Here is a 23,033-nt window from a genome sequence, read left to right as displayed (position 1 = left end):
ACGAGCATTCTTGTTGATTTTTTTGTTTGCACCTAATTTCATTAATTACCTTTTTAATAATATCAAAGAAAGAATATTATATGAGTACTATACTAAATAAGCCTTTTGACACCCCATATCAAACGGCTCCTTTTACAAAAATTAAAACCGAAGATTATCTTCCTTCAATCAAAGAGGAAATTGAAAAAACCAAAGCAGAAATAGATGCTATCACTGCAAATCCGGAAACACCCTCTTTTAAAAACACTATTGAAGCCCTGGAGTTTTCGGGTGAGCAATTGGATAGGGTTACTGCTATTTTCTTTAATCTGAACAGTGCTGAAACCAATGATGAGATTCAAAAAATTGCGCAGGAGGTCTCTCCTATCCTTTCAGAGTTCAGCAATGACATTCGATTAAACAAGGGCTTGTTCGATCGTGTAAAACATGTGTATGACCATCAAGATTCGCTTTCTCTAAATGCGGAGCAGAAAATGCTTCTGGACAAGAAGTATAAAAGCTTTTCTCGTAATGGAGCGAACTTACCAGAAGAGAAGAAGAAAGAACTTCGGGAAATCGACATGGAACTTGCTAAACTAAGTTTAACCTTCGGAGAGAATGTACTTGCGGAAACCAATAAATACGAGCTTCATATCACTGACAAAAACGATTTAAGCGGTCTTCCCGAAGGAGCCATTGAAGCCGCGAAACATGAAGCACAGATAAGGGATAAGGAAGGTTGGGTTATCACACTAAACTACCCTAGTTATATTCCGTTTATGACCTATGCTGATAACAGGGAACTCCGCAAAACCTTAAGCCTGGCATTCGGAAGTAAAAGTTTTCACGGCGATGACTTAGACAATCAGGAGATTATTAAGAGCATTGCCAACCTGCGATTTAAACGAGCTCAGCTATTAGGCTATAAAACGCATGCACATTTCGTTCTGGAAGAGCGCATGGCAGAAACTCCTGAAAAGGTAACCTCATTTTTAGAGGATCTGCTTGTAAAAGCTAAACCAGCTGCTAAAAAGGAATTCAAAGAATTACAGGAATTTGCAAAAGAGATCGATGGGATCGATGAAATACAAAAATGGGATGGGGCTTACTATACTGAAAAATTAAAGCAAAAACTATTTGACCTTGACGATGAAAAACTAAAGCCATATTTTAAACTGGACAATGTTATCAATGGTGTCTTTGCTGTAGCCAACAACTTATACGATCTTCATTTTGAGGAAACCAACGATATTGACAAATACCACGAAGAAGTTAAAACCTATAAAGTACATGACTCAAACGGGAATCTGATCTCTATCTTTTATGCAGATTTTCATCCAAGACCGGGAAAACGAAACGGGGCCTGGATGACTGTTTACAAAAATCAGTACATCAAGGACGAAAACAACTCTCGTCCGCACATCTCCATTGTGTGTAATTTCACAAAGCCGACAAAAACAAAACCATCCCTGTTAACATTCAATGAGGTTACCACCTTATTCCATGAATTCGGGCATGCTTTACACGGAATGCTGGCCAACACCACCTACCCTAGCCTTAGCGGAACTAGTGTTTATTGGGACTTTGTTGAGCTTCCGAGTCAAGTTTTAGAAAACTGGTGTTACGAGAAGGAAGCCTTAGACATTTTTGCAAAACATTATGAAACCGGCGAAGTAATTCCTATGGAATATGTGGAGAAGATAAAAGCATCGGCTAACTTCATGGAAGGCCTGCAGACCCTCAGACAATTGAGTTTCGGAATGCTTGACATGAGTTGGCACGGAATTAATCCATCCTCAATAAAAGATGTAAAAGCCCATGAGTACGAAGCCTTCGAATCTACTAAAATATACCCGGATACCCCGGAAACTTGTATGAGTACGGCGTTCGCTCATATTTTTCAGGGAGGATATTCTGCCGGATATTACAGTTATAAATGGGCAGAAGTACTTGATGCTGATGCTTTCGAACTATTTCAGGAAAAGGGCATTTTTGACAAAAAGGTAGCTCAACTATTCAAAGACAATATTCTTTCAAGAGGAGGAACAGAAAACCCAATGGAATTATACAAACGTTTCCGAGGGAAAGAACCTAGTCCGGATGCTTTGCTAAGAAGGGCAGGTTTACTTGAAAAATAAAGCCATAAAAAACTCCCGTAATCGGGAGTTTTTTTATTTAATTTTCTATCTTTTTTCCTGCTTCAGACCACGCATTAAATCCTCCATCCAGATTAATTACTTTTTTAAAGCCTAAGGAATCTAAAATTTTACTGGCCCTTAAGCTTCTTCCTCCGGATCTACAGTAGAGGTATATTCTTTTCCTTTTGTTGTATGCCTGAATCTTTTCTACAAAAGCCTCATCGAGCACATTTACATTTTCAGCATTTGGTAAATGCCCCTCTCGATATTCGTCAGGAGTCCTTACGTCAATCAAAGGAAATTTGTCTGCTTTTTTCAGTTTATACTCTTCAATTGGTTTGGTTTTCACTTGTGCATTGGCTTGATTTGAAAATAATATAAAACCGCACCCTAGCACAATTACGTATAATAAATACCTCATTATTGTTTTTAAGCAAAGTTACAAAACAATAATTTCTAGTTTTTATATAAATTTGAACAACTTAAAATTATCTAATGCCAAAAAACACGTTAAATCCTTCGGAATGGGTAGATCTGTATGCCGATTACCTCTTTAACTATACTATAGGAAGAGTTAACGATACTGAAATAGCCCAGGATTTGGTTCAGGAAACCTTCCTGGCAGCCCTGAAGTCGGCTGATAATTTTAGAGGAAATGCCTCAGAACGCACCTGGTTAGTTTCTATCCTCAAACGAAAAATCATCGACCATTATCGAAGAAGTAATTCAGCTAAAGGTCAGGCTGAAGTTAAAATAAACTTCCCCATTGGTTCTGATGAAAGTGAAGGAGACTGGCTTGAGGAACGGGTTGCGGATAAAAGACGCATGAATATTGAAGATAGTATTCAAAACGAAGAACTTGGCTTGGCTATCCAGAAGTGCATTGATAAGCTCCCTAAAAAACAAGCGGATGTTTTCACCATGAAAACTATTTTAGGAATGGATACCGAAGAAATTTGTAATGAGTTGAATATCACACCGTCTAATCTTTGGGTAATCATCCACAGAGCGAGAACGGCTTTGGCTTCTTGCCTAAAAAGCAACTGGTTTTAATTTATATAACGATGAAGAAAAAGTCTAAACTATTTATCAATTGTGATGAAGCAGTAATAATTTGCGATAAATCGCAATACAATGAGGCCACCTGGCTTGATAAACTAAAATTAAATTTGCACCTACTTCTTTGCGGGATGTGTAAAAAGTATTCCTCTAACAATACCAAGTTAACTTCATTATGTTCAAAAGCGAAACTCAATGCGCTGTCTAATGAGCAAAAAGAAGTAATGAAAAAAGTTATTGAGACAGAATCTTTAAAAAAACAATAGCAATAACCACCAAACGATTGGAATACCCTCAACCCAGAATGCACTATAATACTTTCCTTGATTCTCTTTTGCCAGGCCTACCAAAACAATTACCAATATGGTTATAAAGGCCAACACCAAATGCTCTCCAATATTATTTTCATCTTTCAAAAAATCAAACAAATAGAGCAATAGCATCAACAATATCCCGAACATTTTAGCCTTTCTAACTCCTAATAATTGCGGAATCGTTTTAAGGTTTTGAGCATCTCTACTCAAATCTCTTATCTCAAAGGGCACCATAACAGCCACCACAAACAAAAAGCGTTGAACTGTTTCCACCACTAAATCACCTGTCATCTCGAGACGCTTATCCAGCACGGGTAATACAACGGTAATTAATGCCCAGACTGAAGCAACTATAAATACTTTAATACCTGTCAAACTTCTAATATTCTTCCCTATTTTACTGATTGGAATCATATACAAGGCTGAAATAAAAGTAAGGATTCCCAGCAACACCCAGGTCCGCAATGGCAATTTCATCATAAAATAGACTGCCCCTCCTGCACAAGCGAAGCTAAAGAACTGTATGATTTTAGTATACTTCCTTTTTACAATCAGGTATTTCTCTGCACCTTCTGCATATTTCAGAAAATTATAGGATACGATTACTCCTAAAAGTATTGCAATACTCAGGTTTTCTTCGAAAGGGATATTATAGTTTATACAAGTTACCTGTATTAAGGCATATACTGCCAATGCTACATGAATACTAGCATCTATATAAAAATTAAAAATCGTTTTAATCCATTGCATCCCACAAAAGTAACGAAACTGTTAATATCCTTAAGCAGTGGTTTATAACTTTATGTTACAAGATTCCTAAAAAGGTTTTTTTTACCATTTTAATATGTACTTTTGCCGCACTAAAACAACACAATTAAAAAGGAAATGAAACCTATAGGATTTTAGTCATCTATAGTTAAACATTTTTAACTCTTGATTTGTACAATTCCGAAGGTTCCATGTGACTAAAACATATTAAACAACGAGCACATGAAAACAGATTCTTTTGCATTACGTCATATTGGCCCAAGAGCAACAGACATCGAACACATGCTAAAAACCATTGGTGTTGATAGCATTGAGCAGTTAATATATGAAACCGTACCGGATGGCATACGGTTAAAGAAAGATTTAGAGCTACCCGTTGGATTAAGTGAAAGCGAGTACTCTTACCACATGCTTCAACTGGCATCTAAAAACAAATTATTCAAATCATATATAGGACTTGGTTATCACGAGGCTTTCACCCCTTCAGTAATTAAGAGAAATATATTTGAGAACCCGGGATGGTATACGGCCTATACTCCTTATCAAGCAGAGATTGCTCAAGGACGTTTAGAGGCTTTATTAAATTTCCAGACCATGATCTGTGATCTTACCGGTATGCCACTTGCCAATGCTTCATTATTGGATGAAGCTACTGCTGCTGCAGAAGCAATGACCATGCTATTTGCCCTAAGAAGCAGAACACAGAAAAAAGAAAACACCCATAAGTTTTTCGTTTCTGAAGAAGTATTACCTCAAACACTTGCTGTTTTAACGACCAAGGCAAAACCATTGGGAATTGAGCTAGTTGTAGGAAATCACAGTGAATTCGATTTCTCAGGTGAATTCTTCGGATCTCTACTACAGTACCCAGCAAAGCACGGAGAAGTTTTAAGTTATGAAGACTTTGTAAAAAAGGCTCATGCTTCAGACATAAAAGTTGCTGTTGCAGCTGATATCTTAAGTTTGGTATTATTAACTCCTCCGGGAGAATTTGATGCGGATGTCGTGGTTGGAACCACCCAACGTTTTGGTATTCCATTAGGATATGGAGGACCACACGCCGGATATTTTGCAACAAGAGAAGAATATAAGCGTAACATTCCTGGTAGAATCATCGGTGTTTCTAAAGACAAAGATGGTAACCGTGCACTTCGAATGGCACTTCAAACCAGAGAACAACACATAAAAAGAGATAAAGCGACTTCTAATATCTGTACAGCGCAGGTGTTATTAGCGGTTATGGCAGGTATGTATGCAGTATATCACGGTCCGGAAGGATTAAAATATATTGCTAACAAAGTACATGGTTCTGCAGTTACTTTGGCTGGTTCATTAGAGAAATTAGGATTTGAACAACTTAACAAGTCTTACTTTGACACACTTTTAATTAAAGCTGATGCTGCTAAAGTTAAAGCTACTGCTGAAAGTCATGAAGTAAACTTCCTTTATATAGACGACAATCACGTAGCACTTTCTATTAATGAGGCTACTAATATTGACGATATAAATGTTATTGTAAAGATCTTTGCTAAAGTAGCTGGTAAAAAAGCCGAGGCAATCACTGAGCTAAGTGATGTTTCTACTATTAACGGTACTAAAAGAAGCTCTTCTTTCCTACAGGAAAAAGTATTCAACTCGTATCATTCAGAAACTGAAATGATGCGTTATATCAGAAAATTAGAGCGTAGAGATTTATCTCTGAACCACTCTATGATTTCATTGGGTTCATGTACTATGAAGCTGAATGCAGCTACTGAGATGCTTCCTTTAAGTATGGCTCAATGGGCTAATATTCACCCATTCGTTCCAGTAGAGCAGGCTGAAGGGTATCAAACTGTACTGAAAGAATTAGAACACCAGCTTAACGTAATTACCGGTTTTGCCGGCACTTCATTACAGCCAAATTCTGGTGCCCAGGGAGAATATGCCGGTTTAATGGCTATTCACTCGTATCACGAATCGCGTGGTGAAGGACACAGAAACATCTGTTTAATTCCAGCTTCTGCCCACGGTACCAATCCGGCGTCGGCGGTATTAGCCGGAATGAAGGTTGTAGTTACCAAAACTGATGACCGTGGAAATATTGACGTTGAAGACTTACGTGAAAAAGCTGAAAAATACAAAGACAATCTATCTGCTTTAATGGTTACATACCCATCTACACACGGGGTATTTGAATCATCTATCAAGGAGATCACACAGATCATTCACGATAACGGCGGACAAGTATATATGGATGGAGCGAATATGAATGCCCAGGTTGGATTAACCAATCCTGCTACTATTGGCGCTGATGTTTGTCACCTAAACCTACACAAGACATTTGCCATTCCTCATGGTGGTGGTGGTCCTGGTGTTGGTCCGATATGTGTAGCGGAGCATTTAGTAGAGTTTTTACCATCTAACCCTGTTATTCCTACAGGTGGAAGCAATGCCATTGAAGCTATTTCTGCAGCTCCATGGGGTAGTTCACTAGTATGCTTAATATCTTATGGTTATATCAAGATGCTAGGAGCTGATGGATTAAAGCAATCGACTATTAATGCAATCCTTAATGCTAACTACATCAAAAGTCGTTTAGAGACCAAATTCGATATCCTCTACACAGGAGAACGTGGTCGTGCGGCTCACGAAATGATCGTTGACTGTCGTCCTTATAAAAAGAACGGAATTGAAGTAGTAGATATCGCAAAGCGTTTAATCGATTACGGATTCCATGCTCCAACGGTTTCATTCCCGGTTGCAGGAACCCTTATGGTTGAACCAACAGAAAGTGAAAGCCGTCAGGAGCTAGATCGTTTTTGTGATGCCTTACTTTCAATCCGAGAAGAGATCGATACATTAGCGGATGATGAGGATAACGTATTAAAGAATGCACCTCACACCCTTCAAATGTTAACAGACGACGAATGGAAGCATCCATATAGCAGACAAAAAGCTGCTTATCCGTTAGAATACATTGCTGAAAATAAATTTTGGCCTTCGGTAAGAAGAGTGGATGATGCGTTTGGAGACCGTAATTTAATGTGTACTTGTGCTCCTATCGAAACTTACATAGAGGCATAACAATACTTTCAAAACACCAATAAACAAGAGCCCTTCAAAGAAAATTGAAGGGCTCTTTTGTTTTTCGAAAAGGAATCCTCATCTTGAGAAAATTAATTTGAACGTCGTATAATTTATTATGCCTGCATAATAAAACAAGTACGAATTACCGAAATTTACATAAAATTAAACATAGCAAAATGGGAATTAAGATAAGTGGTACAGGGAGTTACATCCCTTCAGAAGTTTCATGCAACAGTAATTTTGCAGAACACGAATTTCTGGATAAGAATGGTGCTAAGTTTGAGTTTTCAAATGATATCATAATTGATAAGTTCAAAGATATTACGGGAATAGCGGAACGACGATATGCCAAGAATCATTTAAATACTTCCGATCTGGCATATTTTGCTGCTGAAAGAGCTATTGAAAGTGCAAAGGTAGATCCGGAAACTTTAGATTATATTATTATAGCCCACAATTTTGGTGATGTCAGACACGGCACAGTACAAGGAGACACCTTACCGAGTCTGGCTGTTAGGGTAAAACATTCCTTAGGGATTAAGAATCCTAAATGTGTGGCTTACGACCTTATTTTTGGTTGTCCGGGTTGGATAGAGGGAGTGATCCAGGCGCAGGCTTTTATCAAAGCAGGAATTGCCAAGAAGTGCCTGGTTGTTGGTGCAGAAACACTTTCGAGAGTTGTAGACAAGCACGATCGCGATTCTATGATCTATTCTGATGGTGCAGGTGCTGCGATTATCGAACATACCGATGAACCAGGAGGAATTCTTGCCCATGAATCTGCTACTTTTGCCGCTGAAGAGGCTTATTTCCTATTCTTTGGGAAGTCTTATAATGCGTCTATTGAAGAAGACACCCGATATATCAAAATGCACGGAAGAAAGATTTACGAATTTGCTGTTACGGAGGTACCGAAGGCAATGAAAAGCTGTCTGGAGAAAAGCGGTGTTGCAATTGAAGATCTGAAAAAAGTATTCATTCATCAGGCCAATGAAAAGATGGACGAGGCTATCATTAAAAGGTTTTACAGAGCCTATAAAACACCCGTTCCTGAGGGAGTTATGCCTATGAACATACATAAATTAGGGAACAGTTCTGTAGCTACAATCCCTACCCTCTTTGATATGGTAATCAACCAACAGCTGGAAAACCAAAAAATCCAAAAAGGAGATATTATTATGTTTGCCAGTGTAGGTGCCGGAATGAACCTGAATGCCATTGTTTATCAATGCTAATTCATTTCGTTTAGTTATTTATTAGCCTAATAAATTTTCAAAATCTTATTATTCATAAGGTTAAAATGTTCGTTTTATTTTGAATATTCGTAAAACAAGTTTACTTTTACGAAAACACATATCGAACCTTATTATGAAAAATAGATTCTTTGCCTTTTCCATTATCTCTTTATTGCTCTTTAATTCGTGCACAGAGAAGGAAAACAAATTAGGTGATTTTAAACTACTGCCTACACCTCAGGAGTTTACTGTTAATGGAGCGAGTGAGCTGGCACCTTCTGATGTAACATCATATTACTCAGAGGCTGGCCTGGCCTTACCCAAGACAGAACTATCTGAAGAGTTGAGTGCTTCGGAAAGTCAAGCAGATGCCACACTTGAAATAAGTATTTCCACTGATCTCGACATGAATGCCGGAGGATATGAACTTGAGATCAGCAAAGACAAGATTCGTATTACTGCGAAGGACGAAGCCGGATTATTATATGGATTCGAAAGTTTAGAACAACTCATGATGGATGCCAGTGAGCAGCAGGTGAATTTGCCTGTTTGCAGTATTACAGACTATCCGCTGTTAGCCTACCGGGCGATCCATCTCGACATCAAACATCATAGAGAAACCAAGGACTACTATTACAATCTCATCGATAAATTAGCTCATTACAAGATTAATGGGATTATTGTTGAGATGGAAGACAAGTTGAAGTTTGAGCAACAACCTGTAGTTGCTTCTGCGGATGCCTTTACTATTGAAGAGTGGAGCAAATTAAGTGACTATGCAAAGGAGAGACATATAGAGATCAGCCCCCTAATCCAGGGATTAGGCCATGCGTCATTTATATTAAAACATGATGAATACAAAGACCTAAGAGACGATTCTGAAAGTGACTGGGCTTTTAATCCGCTTGATGAAAAGACCTATGAAGTACAATTTGATCTTTATGAGGACGCTATTAAAGCGACTCCCCATGGTAAGTATTTACATATTGGAGGTGATGAAGTACACACCAACGGAAGAAACAGCGGTAAATCGGCTTTAGAGCTACAGCTGATCTGGTTGAATAAAGTAACTGACTTTGCTGAAAAGCATAATCGTATTCCGATTTTCTGGGATGATATGCCATTAAAAAATGCAGGAGTTTATGGCCCTACGCATAACACAAATTTTACGGTTGAAAAAACAGATTCATTATGGGCTGCTAATGGTCAGAAACTAGAGGACTTCCTGGAGCAATTCCCTAAAAACTGCATCTATATGAGATGGAGTTATACGAATCCGGAAATATACGGAAATAAGAAAGCCATGAAATGGTTTACTGATAATGGCCTACAGGTTATGGGCGCTACTGCCGGACAAACACGTTGGGTACTTATGCCACAAAACGAAAGCAATATTGATCCTATTAAATCCTTTGCGGTTTCTTCTATCAAGAACAATCTGAATGGGTTATTACTGACGCTTTGGGATGATGATTCTCCTCACTTCGAATTATTCAACCGTGGAATTTTAGCCTTTGCGGAATATACGTGGAGTGGTGATAAGCTGAATAAGGAAGCCATTAAATCGCTTTACAGACAAAGAGCATTTTCTAATAAAATGGCTGATAGTTCATATGCATTCATTGACGATCTTGAAGGACCGGTGGCTTATTGGAAAAATGCTTTATTAAAAGGAAACTCTCGAAACTATATTAGTCGTAACGAAGAAGCGAAGACCAAGGTGGTGATCGACTTGCCTGATGCAGAGGCACCTGGTAAGTGGTCGGAAGCGCACCAGGAACGTTTAGTAAAAGCAAAGGACGCATTTGCTGCCACTGAAAAAATAGCCCAACAAATTGAAAAGGCAAAAGCTACAGCCATTAGAAATCAGTATACACTGGAGATCTATGAACAAGTAAATAAGTTGGTTCAATTCACTACCGGCGCTCTTCTAACTCTTGAGGAGTATGACATGGCAACTGATTTAACAACCAAAGAAGCCTTAGCAAAAGAGGTTAAGGAATTACCAGCAAAGTTTAAAAGCTTAAGAGCAGACCTGGAAACAGTATACGGCAAGACTCGTAAACTCAACAAGCCGGACAATTATATTTTAGACCAGGATCATCATGTTCACCTGGCCAATCAGTCACTTAATTTCGACTGGCAGTTTTATGCTGAAATGTTGTTCCTTGAAAAAGTGAGCGAGGCTTTCGGAAAATAATTTAATTACGCATAGTTAGATGGTTAAACTGTGGTAGGGTCTACTTAATCCTATCACAGTTTTTATTTATATTGGGCTCTAACTGACCAATACCAACTGGCTATCATGCATAAACACTTTGCTGTTCTCGCTTTAATTTGCACTTTATTAAACCTTACATCATGTAAAACAAAGGAGGAATCTTCCGTACCCCCACCTAACATTGTCTGGATTACTTCAGAGGACAATTCTAAACACTACATGAAACTTTTTGACCCCCATGGGGTTGCCACTCCGAATATTGAAAAACTGGCGGAGCAAGGTCTTAAGTTTAACCATGCCTTTTCTAATGCTCCTGTATGCAGCGTGGCTCGTTCGACGATTATCAGCGGATGTTATGCGCCAAGAACGGGCACTCAGTTTCACCGGAGAATGAAGCTGGTTACTATGCCTGAACATCTGCAGATGTTTCCTGCCTACCTGAGGGCTCATGGCTACTATACCACCAATAACAACAAGGAAGACTACAACTATATTAAAGGTGACAGTGTATGGGACGAATCATCAAAAAAGGCCAGCTGGAAGCACAGAAAACCCGGACAACCTTTCTTTCATGTTCAGAACATTGCTAATACCCATGAAGGCAGTTTACATTTCAAAAAGGAGCAATTGGAAAAACGACCTACAATCACTAACAAGGACAGTGTATTCGTATTGCCAAACCATCCTGACTCTGAACTTTTCAGATATACGAATGCTCGCTACCGCGACCAGATCGTCAAACTGGATTCATTAGTAGGTTCTGTTGTTAACGACCTGGCTCAAGATGGCTTATTAGAAAACACCTTTATTTTTTATTACGGAGATCATGGCGGCGTGCTACCGGGTAGTAAAGGTTATTTATATGAAACCGGGTTGCATGTTCCTATGGTTGTTTATGTTCCGGAGAAATACCAACATCTGGCGCCTGCCAACCAAGGTAGCAGCATTGACGGCTTTGTAAACTTTATTGACCTGGCTCCTACGGTACTTAACTTAGCAGGTATTTCTATTCCGGAACAAATTGACGGTAAGCCTTTTATGGGAGATGGGGTAAACCTGACAGAGCTAAACACCCGAGATGAGAGTTTCGGATATGCGGATCGTTTTGACGAAAAGTACGACCTGGTGCGAAGCTATCGCAAAGGGAGGTTCAAATATATCAGAAGCTATCAACCTTTTAATTACGACGGCTTATTCAATGAATATCGTTACCGTCAACTGGCTTATCAGGAATGGAAGCAACGCTATGAGGAAGGCACTCTAAATCTGGCACAAGCTGCATTTTTCGAATCCCGACCGGCCGAATTATTATTCGACCTGGAGAGCGACCCCTATGAAACCAAGAACCTGGCTAACGACTCTGCTTATCAGGACACCCTTTTAACGCTGAGAAAAGGCTTAAAGAAATGGGTCACCAGAATGCCTGACCTTTCTTTCTTTCCTGAATTCTATTTAAGGCAAAAAGCATTTGATAATCCGGTGGCTTTCGGGAAGAAACATCAAAGTGACATTGAAACTTATATTGCCATCGCGGACTATTCGTTAAATCCTTTTGAAGAAGTCAAATCGCAACTTCGAATGGCTTTGAAAGCTAAGGACCCATGGAAAAGATACTGGGCATTAATCAGTTGCAGTGCTTTTGGAGCGGAGGCTCTTTCACTGGCCGGAACTATAGAGAACATTCTAAGCACCGACCCTGAACTTATCAATAAAGTAAGAGCTGCCGAATTTTTGGGCCTTACGAACTCCGAAGATCCAGCACCAGTAATGACGAAAGCTCTTTATGAAAGCACCGATCCGGTGGAAGCCTTGTTAATCATGAATTCCATTACCCTGATGCATGATGCTCCTTATACATATGACTTTAACATCGATAGTGATAAATTACAACCTGCGGTGGCTAAAGACATGGAAATAGGCAGAAGAATTAAATATTTAAAAGATTAATGAGCCAGGTGACAAAATCAATTATTGAGGCATTCATAATAAGGTCTGCCCTGATAATTTGTTCCCTAACGTTATATCTATTAACTTGTAACTGAGATTCATAATCAAGTATAATTTAAAGTAGCATCAAATGGTAGAGCAGTTAAAAACATTTACCAACAACGTGTTGGCCCTTGAGGTTATTGACGGGTTTACAGAGAACGACGAAAAGCTTTGTCAAAAATTTTTCCAGCAAAAAAGGGATGCAGGTTTCGACAGTATCAATGTTCTGATCAAACTGGATGAGATGAAATTATCCAAGACAAGCACCAAAGCTTTCTTTGAAGATGTATTATGGTCTTTAAGAAACTATCAGCATATGGGGCATATTGCCATTGTAGCGCATTCAAAAATCTTAAAAGCCCTCGTACCTATAGATAATCTGTTTTTTGAGCGTGCCAGCAAGGGCAGACAAGAACGTTATTTTGATGTGTCTGAAATAGACGATGCGTATGCTTTTGTAAAAGGCAGCCGGAGTCAGTTTTTGCATTAATGCCGACGTCTTTATTTCCCTTCGGAAAATTATAAAATCCCCGTATTTGAGGTTAATCCGAAGAATTCCATATCAAATCATCAATTAATAGTATCTTAGAGGAAAATCATGTCTTTCTTAGGCATGTACTCAAATAAATAAAACGTTTATGGATTTAAATATTGCCGTCCTTATCGACGGAGACAACATCCCCTCTGCTTATGTAAAAGAAATGATGGAAGAGATTGCCAAATACGGGAATCCGACCATTAAACGTATCTATGGTGACTGGACATCTCCCAGACTGGGCAAATGGAAAAACATGCTATTGGAAAATGCCATCACTCCCATACAACAATACAGTTATACGAGCGGAAAGAATGCGACAGATTCAGCTATGATCATCGACGCTATGGACATCCTCTATTCCGGAAAGGTGAATGGATTTTGCCTGGTTTCCAGCGATAGTGACTTCACCCGACTGGCCACCAGGTTAAGAGAAGCCGGAATGCATGTATTAGGTATTGGGGAGAAAAAGACACCGGATCCTTTTATAGTGGCTTGCGACAAGTTCATCTATGTAGAGGTATTAAAAACCAATAACAAAAAAGAGACTGAAGAGGACAAAAGCAACGCGAAAGATTCATTCGACAAACTGACGTCTAAAGAAATTAAACTCATAGCAACTTCAATCGAAGATCTATCGGACGAGAGTGGCTGGGCATTTTTGGGTGATGTCGGGAACCTCATACAGAAAAAGAGACCGAGTTTCGATTCCAGAAACTACGGTTTTCAGAAACTTACTCCACTTATTAAATCGACCGGAACCTTTGAAATCGAAGAGCGGGAAACTTCTAAAAGTCGCCATAAACTCATTTATGTAAAGAATAAAGAAAATACCAAAAGAAAGTCACGGTCTCGCAAAAATTAATGGTGACTCATTTGTACCGTTACTGCATGAAACTGGTAGTAAACTATTTGCATTCATTTCAAGATATTATATGTTTACCTCAACTAAGCTATTCTCCAAACTTTAAATAATTATGAAATGAGGCTACCAAGACTATTCATGATCTGTATACTTCTAATGGGTATATTCCCAACAGTGGCACAAGGCCAGACAAAAGATCAACAACCTAACATTATTCTTATTGTAGCCGACGATCTGGGATTTGGAGATTTAAGTATAAACGGGAGCAAACAAATTAAGACACCATACATTGATGCCCTGGCTAAAAACGGCATACGTTTTACGGAGGGTTATGTATCTGCCCCAGTTTGTAGTCCGTCGAGAGCCGGACTTTTAACGGGTGTGAACCAGGTTGAATTCGGACATGACAATAACCTTGGCGGGAATCAACCGGGTTTTGATCCGGAATATAACGGGATGCCTGTCAGTCAAACCACCATTGCCGACCGTCTCAAATCATTAGGTTACGCCACGGGTATTATCGGGAAGTGGCATTTAGGGAAGCTCCCGCAATTTCATCCGTTAAAAAGAGGGTTTGATGAATTCTGGGGTTATACTGGTGGCGGCCATGATTATTTTGAAGCCTTACCTAATGGAAAAGGCTATAAAGAACCGTTGGAAAGTAATTTCAAGACCCCACAGGCCATTACCTATCTAACGGATGATAAAGGTGATGAATGCATTGACTTTATTAAAAGGCATCGCGATGAGCCCTTCTTTTTATATGCTGCTTTCAATGCCCCTCATACGCCTATGCAGGCAACTAAATCAGACCTTACATTGTACAAGCACATCGCTGATAAAAAAAGAAGAACTTATGCCGCCATGGTCCATCGCTTAGATGTGAACGTCGGCAGGATCATGGAGACTTTAAAAAAGGAAAAACTCGATAAGCAGACTCTGGTTGTCTTTATAAGTGATAACGGGGGACCGGTTACCACCAATGCGTCGAATAATGCGCCGTATCGGGGACAAAAAGGCATCCTGCTCGAAGGAGGTATTCACGTACCCTTTATTATGAGTTACCCAGATCTTTTGGAAAAGAATCAGACCTATAAGAATCCGGTATCGGCCTTAGACCTGGCTCCCACATTTGTAGCCCTTGCCGGGGGATCACAAACCATAGAAGCCGATACGTTTTCGGGAGAAAACCTTATCCCTTTTCTGCAGGGTTCTAAAAATGCAACTCCTGAACGTGAATTTAAATGGCGTTTTACCATTAGTGCGGCTATCAGAGAGGGCGACTGGAAACTCATCAGGTTACCGGACCGACTTCCACAACTCTACCATTTACCAACGGACGTTACTGAAGAAAACGACCTGGCACTGGAGCGTCTTGATATAACCAAAGCGCTTCTTAAAAAGCTAGGTGATTGGGATGTACAACTCCCCCACCCTGTATTTTTAGAAGGTCCGATGTGGCGAAAAAGACAAGTAAGCCTTTATGATTATGACTATATAATGAAGCAACCGGAGTAATTGGCTTTATCTGTATAGATTGATGAGAGAACTATACTGGTGAAGAGAAATTATGTATGTTTGTAAGCCATAGATAAAAACCATGTACGAGAACAGTTTTCCGAACAAACGATATAAGCACACCATTAGCTTTTTAAAAGAACACATCGATACTTCTGCCAAGATTTTAGATCTTGGTGTGAGTAATCCCTTCTCCGATATTATGCAACAACAGGGGTACAATGTTACCAACACCAAAGGAGAAGATCTGGACCTCCATACGGAAGCGGTTCAAGGCACTGACTACGATGTGGTAACAGCCTTCGAAATATTCGAACATTTATTAGCGCCTTTAAACGTTTTAAAAGATATTAAAGCCGATAAACTGGTGGCCAGCATACCGCTTAAATTATGGTTTGCTCCTGCATACCGCAGTAAAACTGATATGTGGGACCGTCATTACCACGAGTTCGAAGACTGGCAGTTTGATTGGCTGTTAGAAAAGGCTGGCTGGGAAATAAAAGCGAGGGAAAAATTCACCAATCCGGTTAAAAAACTCGGTATTCGTCCGCTATTACGTAGTTTCACCCCTCGTTATTATATGGTTTATGCTGAGCGTAAAAAGTAAGATACTATCGTCATGAAGTATTATGTAGTTATCCCTGCTCACAACGAGGAAGCGTTTCTTAAACTAACGCTTGACTCTGTAGTCCAACAATCCTTACTCCCTGAAAAAGTAGTAGTGGTTAATGATCACTCTACAGATGGTACCGAGCAGATCATTGACAGTTTTACTGTTAAGTATGATTTCATAGAGAAACTAAACACGACCTCTTCTACGCTGCATATGCCGGGTAGCAAAGTTGTAAATGCGTTTAAAAAAGGACTGGAAGTATTGGATGATGCCTATGACTTTATCGTAAAGTTAGATGCTGACCTGATCTTACCTCCTCATTATTTTGAACGTATTGCGGCTATCTTCTCTGTAAATAAGAAGGTGGGACTGGCCGGAGGATTTGTTTATGAGGAAGCACCTGAGGGACAATGGCTGTTAAACCACCCTATGAACAAAGATCATGTTCGCGGTGCTTTTAAGGCTTATTCCAAAGACTGCTTTAAAGCAATTGGCGGATTACAAAGTAGTATGGGATGGGATACGGTTGATGAGCTCTTATGTCGTTATCACGGTTTTGACATTATTACAGACGAATCGCTTATTGTAAAACACCTACGACCGACGGGGAAAGGATACAATAAAAAAGCGAAGTTATTGCAAGGGGAGGCTATGTATAAAATGAGGTATGGCTTTTTACTAACCGTTATCGCTTCGGCTAAAATGGCTATAAAACAACAGAAAGCCAAGGTGCTTATTCACAATCTCAAAGGGTATTTTCAAGCCAAAAGAAATGGAGTTCCATTAATGGTGAATGAGGCTGAAGGGAAATTTATAAGGAACTATCGTTTTCAGAATATCAAAAAGAAGTTATTTTAGTAGTCATAATCACTACTTTATGTATTTCAGAGGTCTTTTTGTTTTTTATCTACTACTTACTTTTTGTCAATCTCATGCGCAGAAGTCGGTGGCAATCACCATCGACGATGTGCCGAATACCAGAGCCTACGAAAAAGCTAATTATCAAACGCCTTTACTGGACCAGCTCGATTCGCTGAAAATTCCTATTGCAATTTTTATTAACGAAGGATTAATCTATAAAGGAGGTGCTACTGCCAAGAATTTTGCCCTTCTCGATGCTTGGAGTCAAAGATCTTATATTACGCTTGCCAATCATTCCTTTAGTCATTCAAGGTATTCTGAAGCTGGATTTGAATCTTTTTCTGTGGATGTTCTAAAAGGGGCTTATATCACCCGCGAACTTTCTAAGAAATACGAAAAGTCACTCTCCTATTTTCGGTTTCCATTCAATGACTTGGGGAAGGACAGCTTACAGCACAAGCAGATAGCAGAATTTCTTTCTTCAAACAACTATACGATCACGCCATTCACTATAGAAAGTTCGGACTGGATGTTCAACTATATCTATGAATATTACCTCGATAATAATCAGCCGGAGAAAGCTAAAGCGATTGGTTTGACCTACGTAGAAAAGACGCTCGAATATTTTGAGTTTTTTGAGGAGCTAAGCGATACGATCTACAACCGTGATATAAAGCATATCTACCTCTGTCATGATAATCCGTTGAATGCTGCTTATTTACCGCAACTGGTAAAGTTGCTCAAAGACAGGGGCTACGGTTTTATCAGTTTAGATGAAGCGCTGACAGATTCGGTGTATCAACAGGAGGACACTTATTATAAAAAATGGGGTGTTTCGTGGCTGTATCGTTATATGCCGACCCAAGAGGAGCGATTGCCATTTATGAGGAGTGAGCCTGATATGAAGGAGGTTATTTCTTTGTATGAGGGGATTCAGAATAAGTCGAATTAGTCCTTCGACTTTCGGCTCTTAATATTATTTTTCTAATGTTATTCCACATTTATTGGGGAATCTATTGAAGGAAGGAATTCGAAGTCCCTTGTCATTCCGCACTTGGTGCGGAATCGATTGAAGGCTGATAACTACCATTGAAGAGATTGCGAGCCTTTCTATCGAAAGGCTCGCAATGACGTATCTCAATTTCTTACCCCTGCACCCCTAAAGGGGAGAAATTGCTTCTCATGCTCTTTGTCATTCCGCATTTATTACGGAATCGATTGAAGGAAGGAGTCGACCATTACCTGGGAGAGAATGTTATCTTTTTTAAAGGAAAAGGGTTTATATATGAAGCTTTAAAGTGGATTTGATGAAATCATGATGAATCTTTATTCACCAATTTACTTATTGCTTTGTTTAGGAGCTCCTGATTTGCTACGCAATTGCCCATCCACAGAGAACGAATCAAAAGAAAGGATGCCCGTCAAGAGGTATTTTTGCTAGCACAAAACCATAAAGCACTTTCATTCTTTTTTGCATTGCCAAAAAAAGAACCAAAAAACGCTAGGCTTGGCTATTCAGCTACCCCCTGGTATTTCAATCACTAAATTTTCTGAACTCACCTCGTTCATAAACGAGGCTCAGACAGCAGATAATTTAACGCGATTTTCAATTAGGGGGCCCCAGCTTGCCATAGCCCATGCCGTCTTATTTCTTAAGAAAAGTTATCTTTTTTATTGAAAAAGTAGTTCGACCAAGAAAAATTGCTTTGCTTACTCTATGTTATTCCGCATTTATTACGGAATCTATATCTATTGAAGGTGTAAGTCGAAATCAAACCGTCATCGCGAACGGAACGAAGTGTAGTGCGGCGATCTTTTGAAGGATAGTAACCATCATTGAAGAGATTGCCACGCCTTTCTATCGAAAGGCTCGCAATGACGTATCGCAATTTCTTACCCCTGCACCCCTAAAGGGGAGAAATTGCTTCTCATGCTTTTTGTCATTCCGCATTTATTACGGAATCCATTGTCCAAGGCTTACCTTTTAGGCGAGGGTGCGGCACCACAATCGCTGTTGCAGTAGTATTTGCTCTATTTCTCTTTCGGTTATACCACTAGAGACTACTCTTAAGATGTTGTCTACGTCTTCCATATCGAAATTGGCTTGTTTTACGCCATCGTGTAAAAGGAGTTTTTCGAGGATAATATTGGCCTGTTCTACAGAGGTAACACCTGTAGCAAAAACCATAATATCTAATGTGGTTGCAGTGTTATTCATCATTGTTTTGTTGTTGAGTTTTACATTTTTCTTCCCACCGTTGTCTGAAATTTGACTTCCAGTGGGCTTTATAAGCCTCGTCATCCTTAGATGATTCATCTTTGTTACATCGCCAACCGTTTCCTAAGAATAATAGTTTAAATAGTAGCAACAGACCGGCTGCCTGCCAATAGGTAATAGAGGTAACCCCAAACATATCAGGTATTAACCAGTTCCATAAGTGCATGATCACAAACACATACAAAGCGACGAGTGTAACTCCCAGAATTACGGCTCCAATAATTTTTAATGCTTTCATATTCTTAATCATTTAGTTCGTTATACAATAGTTGTAATTCTTTTTTTAGTGCTGTAACGGCATAACGCTTACGCGATAATATGGTGTTAACCGATACCTGTTCCTGTCTGGCTATTTCTGCCATTGGCACCCCTTCCATTTCATGTAATACAAAGGCATCACGCTGAGCTGCCGGTAAACGGGCCAAGGCATTTGCCAATACTTCATAGACCTCTTCCTGCCACATCGCAATCTCTTGTTGCGGAGGGATGTAGTCTTGCAGCCATTCAAAGATGTCGCTCGCTTGTTCTTCAGTATCATGGCTCCTGTTCATATCCGAAGCCAGGGTGGGTTTCTTTTTACGTAAGAAGTCGATGGCCTTAAACCGCGCTGTGCTATACAGCCAAGAGGTCATTTTATCGATATCTTTTATTTCTTCGAACCCTAATACCAGGTTATAGAACACATCTTGCGCAATGTCTTTGGCATCTTCCTTATTAGGAATCCACTGTTTTAAAAAGTGCACCAAACGACTTTCCTCCTTGCGGGTAAGTTGTTGAATGACACTGTTTTTTTCTTTTTGATTCATGAATTGGTTGATGCTATACTATATAGTCGTTCGAAAAGCAGAAATATTTTAAATAGTATTGATTTTTATTCATTTCTCCTCAAAAAACTAACGGATTTTATGGCACTTTTTACTTGGTTTAGTTGAATTATCATCTATTTATGCCCCATCGAAGGTATATATTAACCCTATGGTATCCATGCCTTATCTATGCCTTATCTATGCCTTTGCACCGGGCCTAGAGGGTACAAAACTACCTTAACGGTAGGATTAAACCTATTTCATGTAGTGTTTTTCGTCGAAAAAAGATAAGATTTCATGGATTCGTTTTAATTAAGGGTTATATTGAACTATTCATCAACGCTAATTTATTGATTATGGGAGAAGTAAAAGGTCCGGTTCAGTTATCGGGAAGCATAGGAAACACCACCTATTACAACAAGGATGGAAAAACCTTTACCAGAAGGAGGACGGTCACCGTCACCGCGGATATGATCCAAACCTTGCCTAGTTTAGAGGAGGTAAAGCAGAATGTTTCAGAATTTGGAAAAGCTTCTTTGACTGCCAAATCAGTGTATGCAGCAATTAAGTATTTTAGTTATCAGGCTTCTGTAAACAAGTTGTATGCAAAGCTAACCGGGTTGTTCACAAGGGTCATTAAGGAGGATACGTTATCGGAACCAGGTGAGCGCAGCCTTATTAAGGGATTAGGTTTCAGGAAAGGCTTTCAGTTATTAAAAGACTTCGCCCTGAATCCGTGCGCTCCCCTATCTACGAAATTACATGGTGAAATAATGTATGCAACTGAAACGAACAGCCTACATATAAAGAACCTTGAACCCTCCGATCGACTGAAGAAACGAGTCACCCACCTGGAACTGATGGTAATCGTCGTAGAAATCGACCTAAATACATACGAAACGATGGCTTACACCGGTGATGCTGTTGTTGTGCAGAAAGGGAAGTCGGATATGGGGGAAATTATATTAACCTGTGACCCATTGGAACATCCGGAACATTCGCGGTTCGTTATTTTGTGTTGCCAGGATCTTATAAAGTCGGAAGAAAATTTCTATGACCGAAAGGGTAAAGACAGCTATGCCCTGCAGTTTGTTGATTTTAAGGTTTAATAATCGGGTATTTAAAAATTAAGGAGGTGATATAATCGACCTCATAGCCGTTATTGTGAGAAATTATTAGATGTGCCCCTGATGGAAATAAGTCCTACAAGAAAAAAACTTTTCATCGTGTAAATTATGAAACAAAACCGTAAGGCTATTACGCTCATTATATCACAAATTTACTATATTGTCGATCATATTAAATTTGACATTACAGTTCCACCTATGACTTATTCTTGCAGTCCGACCTCAAGGCTTTTATTTTTAATATTTGGTTTATTCCTGATTACAACGGGTGTTTACGCTCAAGAAGATCTAACGGTAGATGAAGGGGATCAAGCCTATAATTTTATTGGTATTGACGAGAAAGGTAAGGAGATCGCTTTAGAGGACTATCGGGGTAAGCAATATGTATTATTGAATTTTACCGCCACCTATTGCGGACCTTGCTGGGGTACCTATGAGCAAATGAATCACGTACAGAAAAAGTATGACAAGGAATTAAAGGTGATTTCATTTCATTGGGACGATGCAAAGGCGCATTGGAATAAAATGGCTGAGAAAGCGAAGATAGATTTTGAATGTACTTCTATATGGGAGGCGAAGGATAAGGCTAAGATCAGTGAAGTATATCAGATTGATGGCTGGCCGTATTTTTTCCTGATTGATAAAGAAGGTAAGATCGTAGCGAAGTGGTTTGGGAACAATGAGAAGAAGCTCAACAGAAAAATTAAGAAATGGGTGTTATGAGGTTTAATTACTAAGGATTAGGTAATCGGTTCAGAAATTATGACCACAATATTCGACAAAAACGTAAAAACTAAATTTGACGTTGTCCCATAAAAAAACCAATCACAACACCGCATATAGTTCATCACCACTGACTTTTCCAGAGATAAGTTACTCAGGATAAACACTATAAGGCTTGTTTTTTTTCTTAGTCTTCAACCAAGGTAACAAAACATATACAAAATCGTTGGCAAACCTTAATGAATACTACATGAATAATCTTAAAACCTTAATTTATTTATTACTATTTCCGACAATTATTTTAGCGCAAGAAAATAAACTTTCTTCAATTGATGGAATAGTGAATGAACTTCTTGGTCAAATAACAATTGAAAAGGGAGAAAAAATGGATACTACCGCAATTAGAAATTTATTTCATCCTTCAGCGATACTCACAGTTGCCAATTCCTCAAATGCCGAAACTGTATCCATTGATGAATTCTTAATACTATTAAAAGATCCGTACTATGAAGAGGGATATCTTGAAAGGGAAATCTATAAAGTTGTCGATGAATACAATGGAATAGCACAGGTATTTCAAAGTTTCTATGGCAAGGACTCTGAAGGACTGGAAGAAAAGGGTATAAATAGTTATCAGTTGACTTACTATCAAAAACGTTGGTGGATTGTTAGTCTTTTATGGACCATTGAATCCGAAAACTTAAAAATACCTTCCAGATATTTGAGAAATTAAAATTAACATTGGCCAACAACGCCTATTACAAATTTCTCAGTAACCAACTAAATTTAAATTCCTACTTTTAATAAAATAACAGGTTCTAATTATCATTGTTAAGCAACACCGCCAATACAGCTGATTCCTATGCAGGGCAGAGCGCTGCTTACCACAAATCTTTACAGGGTTTTTGACTCTGAGCCAATACAGTGTCATTAAT

At 39.1% G+C, this 23,033-nt stretch carries 21 protein-coding genes; 16 read left to right on the top strand and 5 right to left on the bottom strand.

Features of this window, described 5'->3' with window-relative positions:
• Positions 1 to 80: 80 nt before the first annotated feature.
• Positions 81 to 2,117, top strand: a complete 2,037-nt coding sequence (locus tag P278_RS00670) for a M3 family metallopeptidase (RefSeq protein WP_038260711.1) — start codon at positions 81 to 83, stop codon at positions 2,115 to 2,117.
• Between the two features lie 37 nt (positions 2,118 to 2,154).
• Here P278_RS00670 and P278_RS00665 read toward each other — a convergent pair whose 3' ends face one another.
• Positions 2,155 to 2,538 carry a rhodanese-like domain-containing protein gene (locus P278_RS00665; protein ID WP_038260708.1) on the bottom strand — a complete coding sequence of 128 codons (384 nt, stop codon included), beginning with the start codon at positions 2,536 to 2,538 and terminating at the stop codon, positions 2,155 to 2,157.
• A gap of 74 nt (positions 2,539 to 2,612) precedes the next feature.
• Here P278_RS00665 and P278_RS00660 point away from each other — a divergent pair, with 74 nt between their 5' ends.
• Both P278_RS00660 and P278_RS00655 read left to right on the top strand, forming a co-directional pair.
• A complete protein-coding gene (locus tag P278_RS00660; RefSeq protein ID WP_038260705.1) occupies positions 2,613 to 3,170 on the top strand; it encodes a sigma-70 family RNA polymerase sigma factor in 558 nt (185 codons plus the stop codon).
• An 11-nt stretch (positions 3,171 to 3,181) separates the two neighbouring features.
• Entirely contained in the window at positions 3,182 to 3,442 is a 261-nt protein-coding gene (locus P278_RS00655) for a hypothetical protein (protein WP_038260702.1), read from the top strand.
• Here P278_RS00655 and P278_RS00650 read toward each other — a convergent pair.
• Positions 3,428 to 4,240: a UbiA prenyltransferase family protein gene (locus P278_RS00650; protein ID WP_038260699.1), complete on the bottom strand. Its 813-nt coding sequence runs from the start codon at positions 4,238 to 4,240 to the stop codon at positions 3,428 to 3,430. The two genes, P278_RS00655 and P278_RS00650, sit on opposite strands and share 15 nt — an antisense overlap.
• Before the next feature lie 240 nt (positions 4,241 to 4,480).
• Here P278_RS00650 and gcvP point away from each other — a divergent pair, with 240 nt between their 5' ends.
• The 10 genes from gcvP to P278_RS00600 all read left to right on the top strand — a co-directional run bounded on the left by gcvP (position 4,481) and on the right by P278_RS00600 (position 18,116).
• The gene (gcvP, locus tag P278_RS00645) at positions 4,481 to 7,324 is read left to right on the top strand and encodes an aminomethyl-transferring glycine dehydrogenase (protein ID WP_038260695.1); all 2,844 of its coding nucleotides are present in this window, start codon (positions 4,481 to 4,483) and stop codon (positions 7,322 to 7,324) included.
• A gap of 179 nt (positions 7,325 to 7,503) precedes the next feature.
• Positions 7,504 to 8,562 carry a 3-oxoacyl-ACP synthase III family protein gene (locus P278_RS00640; protein ID WP_038260692.1) on the top strand — a complete coding sequence of 353 codons (1,059 nt, stop codon included), beginning with the start codon at positions 7,504 to 7,506 and terminating at the stop codon, positions 8,560 to 8,562.
• Between the two features lie 133 nt (positions 8,563 to 8,695).
• Positions 8,696 to 10,762 carry a glycoside hydrolase family 20 zincin-like fold domain-containing protein gene (locus tag P278_RS00635; protein ID WP_038260689.1) on the top strand — a complete coding sequence of 689 codons (2,067 nt, stop codon included), beginning with the start codon at positions 8,696 to 8,698 and terminating at the stop codon, positions 10,760 to 10,762.
• A gap of 105 nt (positions 10,763 to 10,867) precedes the next feature.
• Positions 10,868 to 12,730 (top strand): sulfatase family protein, encoded by a 1,863-nt coding sequence (locus P278_RS00630; protein ID WP_038260686.1) that lies wholly within the window; start codon positions 10,868 to 10,870, stop codon positions 12,728 to 12,730.
• A 130-nt stretch (positions 12,731 to 12,860) separates the two neighbouring features.
• Entirely contained in the window at positions 12,861 to 13,262 is a 402-nt protein-coding gene (locus P278_RS00625) for a SpoIIAA family protein (protein ID WP_038260682.1), read from the top strand.
• 148 nt (positions 13,263 to 13,410) lie between these two features.
• Positions 13,411 to 14,172 carry an NYN domain-containing protein gene (locus P278_RS00620; protein ID WP_038260679.1) on the top strand — a complete coding sequence of 254 codons (762 nt, stop codon included), beginning with the start codon at positions 13,411 to 13,413 and terminating at the stop codon, positions 14,170 to 14,172.
• 117 nt (positions 14,173 to 14,289) lie between these two features.
• The gene (locus tag P278_RS00615) at positions 14,290 to 15,690 is read left to right on the top strand and encodes a sulfatase-like hydrolase/transferase (protein ID WP_082436053.1); all 1,401 of its coding nucleotides are present in this window, start codon (positions 14,290 to 14,292) and stop codon (positions 15,688 to 15,690) included.
• An 82-nt stretch (positions 15,691 to 15,772) separates the two neighbouring features.
• Complete coding sequence (locus P278_RS00610) at positions 15,773 to 16,297, top strand: methyltransferase domain-containing protein (RefSeq protein WP_038260673.1); 525 nt, start codon at positions 15,773 to 15,775, stop codon at positions 16,295 to 16,297.
• Positions 16,298 to 16,309: 12 nt separating this feature from the next.
• Positions 16,310 to 17,161, top strand: coding sequence for a glycosyltransferase family 2 protein (locus tag P278_RS00605; RefSeq protein WP_038260671.1), 852 nt, complete (start codon positions 16,310 to 16,312; stop codon positions 17,159 to 17,161).
• 19 nt (positions 17,162 to 17,180) lie between these two features.
• The gene (locus P278_RS00600; protein WP_038260662.1) at positions 17,181 to 18,116 is read left to right on the top strand and encodes a polysaccharide deacetylase family protein; all 936 of its coding nucleotides are present in this window, start codon (positions 17,181 to 17,183) and stop codon (positions 18,114 to 18,116) included.
• 1,032 nt (positions 18,117 to 19,148) lie between these two features.
• Here P278_RS00600 and P278_RS00590 read toward each other — a convergent pair.
• From P278_RS00590 to P278_RS00580, 3 genes are read right to left on the bottom strand one after another with little or no spacing between them, the layout of a single operon-like run.
• Positions 19,149 to 19,385 (bottom strand): hypothetical protein, encoded by a 237-nt coding sequence (locus P278_RS00590; RefSeq protein WP_038260659.1) that lies wholly within the window; start codon positions 19,383 to 19,385, stop codon positions 19,149 to 19,151.
• A complete protein-coding gene (locus P278_RS00585) occupies positions 19,375 to 19,680 on the bottom strand; it encodes a hypothetical protein (protein WP_139226706.1) in 306 nt (101 codons plus the stop codon). Before P278_RS00585 ends, P278_RS00590 begins: the two co-directional genes overlap by 11 nt.
• A gap of 4 nt (positions 19,681 to 19,684) precedes the next feature.
• Entirely contained in the window at positions 19,685 to 20,248 is a 564-nt protein-coding gene (locus P278_RS00580; protein WP_038260657.1) for an RNA polymerase sigma factor, read from the bottom strand.
• A 356-nt stretch (positions 20,249 to 20,604) separates the two neighbouring features.
• Between P278_RS00580 and P278_RS00575 the strand changes: the two genes are divergently transcribed.
• The 3 genes from P278_RS00575 to P278_RS00565 all read left to right on the top strand — a co-directional run bounded on the left by P278_RS00575 (position 20,605) and on the right by P278_RS00565 (position 22,831).
• Positions 20,605 to 21,357, top strand: a complete 753-nt coding sequence (locus P278_RS00575; protein ID WP_038260650.1) for a hypothetical protein — start codon at positions 20,605 to 20,607, stop codon at positions 21,355 to 21,357.
• 126 nt (positions 21,358 to 21,483) lie between these two features.
• The gene (locus P278_RS00570) at positions 21,484 to 22,098 is read left to right on the top strand and encodes a TlpA family protein disulfide reductase (protein WP_038260647.1); all 615 of its coding nucleotides are present in this window, start codon (positions 21,484 to 21,486) and stop codon (positions 22,096 to 22,098) included.
• Between the two features lie 250 nt (positions 22,099 to 22,348).
• Positions 22,349 to 22,831, top strand: coding sequence for a hypothetical protein (locus P278_RS00565; protein WP_038260644.1), 483 nt, complete (start codon positions 22,349 to 22,351; stop codon positions 22,829 to 22,831).
• The last annotated feature ends 202 nt before the right edge of the window (positions 22,832 to 23,033 follow it).

Source organism: Zhouia amylolytica AD3 (assembly GCF_000511935.2).
In the GTDB taxonomy this organism is placed as follows: domain Bacteria; phylum Bacteroidota; class Bacteroidia; order Flavobacteriales; family Flavobacteriaceae; genus Zhouia; species Zhouia amylolytica.
This window is presented reverse-complemented; position numbering and strand designations above follow the sequence as displayed.